The sequence below is a fragment of the Gemmata sp. genome, from assembly GCF_051859125.1.
Taxonomy (GTDB): domain Bacteria; phylum Planctomycetota; class Planctomycetia; order Gemmatales; family Gemmataceae; genus Gemmata.
The window spans coordinates 1-4,517 of record NZ_JBHYGG010000095.1 but is presented as its reverse complement, the minus strand read 5'-3'; the positions used below and the strand labels follow the sequence as shown (position 1 = coordinate 4,517).

Here is a 4,517-nt window from a genome sequence, read left to right as displayed (position 1 = left end):
GGGGGGCGGGGGCTGGGGGGGGGGCCCCCCGGGGCCCCCCGGGGGGGGCGCCCCCCCGGGGTGGGGGGGGTTTGTTGGTTTGGGGCCCCCCCGCGGGGGCGCCCCGCCAGCCACTCAACGGCTCTCGGCAGGGCACCCTGTCTACCTTGTTGCGGCCGCGATCGCGTCGGCGATGCGCGCCAACGAATCATCGGAGGTGCAGAGCGGCGGCATCGCGTACACGACCGACCCGAGCGGCCGCAGCAGCACGCCGCGCGCGATCGACTGCTGCCGGACGCGCGGCCCGATCTCCGCGAGGTAGCCGCCGGCCGCGTCGAGTTCGACCGCACCGATCGTGCCGCAGATTCGCACGTCCTTTACCCCGGGGCGGCCGCGGAGCGGGAGCAGGTGCGTGCGCCAGAACGCCTCGATGCGGGCGGCGTTCCGCTGCCACTCGGGCTCGCCGAGGAGCTTCCAGTTCGCGGCCCCGACGGCGCAGGCGAGCGGGTTCGCGGTGAAGCTGTGCCCGTGGAAGAACGTCTTCGTGCGGTCGGGCGTCTGGAACGCGTCGACGATCTCGGGCGACGCGAGCGTCACTGACAGCGGCAGCATGCCGCCGGTGATCGTCTTCGCGGAGCAGATCAGGTCGGGTGCGATGCCGGCGTGCGTGTGCGCCCACAGCCGTCCCGTGCGGCACCCGGTCATCACCTCGTCGGCGATGAACAGCACGTTGTGCCGCTTCGTCACCTCGAAGATGTCGCGGAGTTCTTGCGGCGTGTGCATGCACATGCCGCCGGCACCCTGAACGAGCGGTTCGAGGATCACCGCCGCGACCTTCCCGGCGTTCGCCTTCAGCGCATCGTCGAGGCGGTCGGCGCTGACGGGCACCTGGAGCGCGCGGAACAGCAGCGGCTCGAACGTGCCGAAGAACAGCGGGTCGCGGCCGACGGCCATCGCGCCGAACGTGTCGCCGTGGTAGCCGTTCTCGAAGCCGACGAACAGCGTGCGCTGCGGCTCGCCGCGGTGGCACCAGAACTGGTACGCGAGCTTCAGCGCGACCTCGACCGCCGTGCTCCCGTTGTCGGAGTAGAAGGCCTTGCCCCCCTTCCAGGGTGCGGAATCGAGCATCAACTCGGCGAGTTCGACGGCCGGCGGGTGCGTGACCCCCGCGAAGAGGACGTGGTCGAGCGTGTGCGCCGCGTGCGTGAGCGCGTCGACGAGCGGCGGGTGCCGGTGACCGTGCAGGATCGTCCACCACGAGGAGATGGCGTCGATGATCCTGCGGCCGTCGGCGAGGTGCAGGAACTCGCGCTGTGCGCTCACGACCGGCAGCGGGTCGGCGGGGTCCGCGAGCGACGTGTACGGGTGCCAGATCGCAGCGCGGTCGCGTGCGACAACGTCCTGGCGAGCGGGGGGCGTGAGCCCCCCGAGTGCTGAGCCAAGAGTGCAAAGAGCAGAACTCGGGGGGCTCACCAGACCAGCGTCAACGGCCGCGTAGTCGAGTGCTGAGCCAAGAGTGCGAAGAGTAGAACTCGGGGGGCTCACGCCCCCCGCTCGCCAGGGCTCAAGGAGTGACTCGACCCGCAGACCGGTGTGCTTCGCGATCTGCGCTTCGGCGTACTCGTCGCGCGGTCCCAGCAGCGCGACCAGCGCCACATTCACCCCGGCGAGGGCGCGAAACGCGGCGAGCGTGCGGCAGACCGCACCGACGGCCGACGATGATACCAGCACCACGGGCAACCCGAACGCGCGGATCAGGTCGATCTGCAACACGTCGTCGGTGAGCGGCGACAGCGGCCCGCCGAACGTCTCGATGAGCAGCGGCTTCTCGGTGCTTGGGATCGCTGCGAGGATCTCCGCGACGCCCGGCATTTCGCGGCCCTCGCGGCGGGCGGCGAGGGCGGGGGCGACGGGCTCCGAGAAGCGAGCGAGTGGTTCGTGAACAGTGCTCGTGGGAACGAGGCGACGAACGCGGAGCGAGTCCGGGTCGCCGGTCTCGACCGGCTTCCAGTAGTCGAACCGGTCGGCGTTGGTGGCGAGGAACAGCAGCGAGAACGCGGTCTTCCCGGCGTCCGTGTCGGTGCCGACGACGACGAAACCGGTCATCGGCTCATGGCCTCCGCGACGTGGTCGGCGAGTTGATCGAGCAGGTCCGGCGAGTGGTCGGCGTGGACCGAGATGCGCAGCCGTGCGGTTCCTTGTGGCACCGACGGCGGCCGGATCGCGCGGATGTCGTAGCCGCGTTCCTGGAGTGCGGTCGCGACGCGAACGGCGTGCGCGTCGTCGCCCAGCACCACCGGCACGATGTAGCTGTCGCCGATGGTGGGAACGCTTCGCTCGCGGAGCTTCGCGTGGAAGCGTGCGGCGTTGGCGTGAAGTTGCGTGCGGCCGGCGGCGTCGGCGGTCACCTTCGGGAGCATGTCGAGCCACCACGGGCCGATCGCCGGGGGCAGTGCGGTCGTGAAGATCAGGTGCCGGCACTTGTTCACGAGGAAGTCGCGGAGCAGCGTCGACCCGCACACATAAGCCCCGCTCACCCCGAGCGCCTTCCCGCCGGTGTGTACCGTCGCCAGCACCCGCGACCGCAGCCCGAGTTCGTCGACGATGCCCGAGCCGCCGGGGCCGAAGCACCCGGTACTGTGCGCCTCGTCCACGATGACGTGCGCGCCGTAGCGCTCGGCGAGTTCGACGATCGCGGGCAGCGGGGCGCGGTCGCCGTCCATGCTGAACAGCGACTCGGTGACGACGAACATCTCGCGGCCCGCGGGCCGGGTCGCCGCTTCCTTCCGGAGTCCGTCTTCGAGGTGCGAAGGGTCGTTGTGCCGGAACGCGAACTTCCGCGGGCGGCAGATGCGGAGCCCCTCGGCGATGCAGGCGTGGTTCAGTTCGTCGGTCGCGACCCAGTCGCCGGGTTCGACCACGGTGGAGATGAGCCCTTCGTTCGCGGTGAACCCGCTGTTCATCACGAGGACCGCTTCGGCCCCGTGCCACGCGGCGAGCGCAGCTTCGACCTCGCCCCACACCGGGTGGTGCCCGCGGAGCAGGCGCGAGGCGAGACCGGACCGGCGGAAGGAGTCGGGAGTCCGGAGACCGGAGTCGGGACCGATCGGCCTGGCTCCCGATTCCTGAATCCCGTCCCCCGGCTCCCGGCTCCCGTACCCCAGGTAGTCGTTCGAGGTGAAGTCGAGGCCGCGGGGCGGCTTGAGCGCCCGGAAGCGGCCCTGGGCCTTGAGGCCGTCGAGGGCGTCGGCCCAGCGGGTGAAGAGGCTCTTGTGTTGGGACACGCCCAATTCCTCGACGACTCGGACTGGGCGTGTCACGCGCACCCGGCCGCGGCCGGGACCGGCAGCCCCATCGCGCGGAACAGGTTGGCGTCGGCGGTCTCGTCCGGGTTCGGGGCGGTGAGCAACTTCTCGCCGAAAAACACCGAGTCGGCCCCCGCCAGGAAGCACAGGATTTGCAACTCGCGGCTCATGCGGTCGCGGCCGGCGCTGAGCCGCACCCGCGCCCGCGGGAACGCGACCCGGGCCGTCGCGATGAGCCGCACCAGCTCGACCGAGTCGACCGGCGGGGCCATCTGGAGCGGGGTGCCGGTCGACGGCATCAGGCAGTTGATCGGGACGCTCTCGGGCGGCGTTTCGAGGTTCGCGAGTTCGACCAGCATCATGAGCCGGTCGTCTTCCGTTTCGCCCATGCCGAGGATGCCGCCGCAGCACACCGAGATGCCGGCCCGGCTCACGGCGCGGAGCGTGTCGAGGCGGTCGTCGTACTTGCGGGTGGTGACGACCTCGGGGTAGAACCGGCGGCTCGTGTCGAGGTTGTGGTTGTACGCCGTGAGGCCGGCGTCCGCGAGGCGGCGGGCCTGGTCGTCGCTGAGCATGCCGAGGGTGACGCACGCCTCCATGTCGAGCCCGCGGACCACGCGGACCATGTCGAGGACGCGGTCGAACTCGGGGCCGTCCTTGGGCGACCGCCACGCGGCCCCCATGCAGAACCGGGTCGCGCCGGCGACCTTGGCTTGCTCGGCCTTCTCGCGCACCGCGTCGACGGTCATGAGCGGGTGGCGGTCGACCGGCGTGTCGTAGTGCGCCGACTGCGAGCAGTACCCGCAGTCCTCGGGGCACCCGCCCGTTTTGATGCTGAGGAGCGCGCACCGCTGGACGTCGGCGTAGTCGCGGAACTGGCGGTGGACCTCGGCCGCCCGGAGCATGAGTTCCGGGAGGGGGAGGTCGTAAACGGCGCGGAATTCGGCGAGGGTTTTCATCCGTGAAAGTGTAGGAGCCGCGCCCGCCACTGGCGAGCGGTCACGGCGTGGCGAGCCGGCACGAGGTGAGCCCGGGCCACTTCCGCGACCCGGCCGCGGGGGCTGGGCGCTCGACCTCGTGATCGGCGAGGGGTAGGGTGCGTCGAGGCCGGCTCTGCGGCCGAGCCGCACCGTGAGGCAGACGCGGGGTGTGGTGTGGTCCTGTTTCGTTCGAGCCACGGGGCTTGCCCCCATGGTGCTGGGACGCCCAGAAGACCACGGGGCACGCCCCGTG

General features: G+C 71.2%; 3 protein-coding genes. All 3 read right to left on the bottom strand.

Going from position 1 to position 4,517, the window contains the following annotated elements; translation table 11 throughout:
- Positions 1–141: 141 nt before the first annotated feature.
- Genes bioA through bioB form a run of 3 tightly spaced genes read right to left on the bottom strand, consistent with a single transcriptional unit; the run spans position 142 to position 4,243 of the window.
- A complete protein-coding gene (gene bioA, locus ACTIGN_RS10455) occupies positions 142–2,085 on the bottom strand; it encodes an adenosylmethionine--8-amino-7-oxononanoate transaminase (RefSeq protein ID WP_439623524.1) in 1,944 nt (647 codons plus the stop codon).
- On the bottom strand, positions 2,082–3,263 hold the full coding sequence (locus ACTIGN_RS10450) for an aminotransferase class I/II-fold pyridoxal phosphate-dependent enzyme (protein ID WP_439623522.1): 1,182 nt from the start codon (positions 3,261–3,263) through the stop codon (positions 2,082–2,084). Before ACTIGN_RS10450 ends, bioA begins: the two co-directional genes overlap by 4 nt.
- Positions 3,264–3,295: 32 nt before the next feature.
- The gene (bioB, locus tag ACTIGN_RS10445; RefSeq protein ID WP_439623520.1) at positions 3,296–4,243 is read right to left on the bottom strand and encodes a biotin synthase BioB; all 948 of its coding nucleotides are present in this window, start codon (positions 4,241–4,243) and stop codon (positions 3,296–3,298) included.
- Between the last annotated feature and the right edge of the window lie 274 nt (positions 4,244–4,517).

Coding starts and splice junctions, on each gene's coding strand:
- bioA (WP_439623524.1), bottom strand. CDS start 2,085: ATGACCGGTTTCGTCGTCGTCGGCACCGACACGGACGCCGGGAAGACC.
- bioB (WP_439623520.1), bottom strand. CDS start 4,243: ATGAAAACCCTCGCCGAATTCCGCGCCGTTTACGACCTCCCCCTCCCG.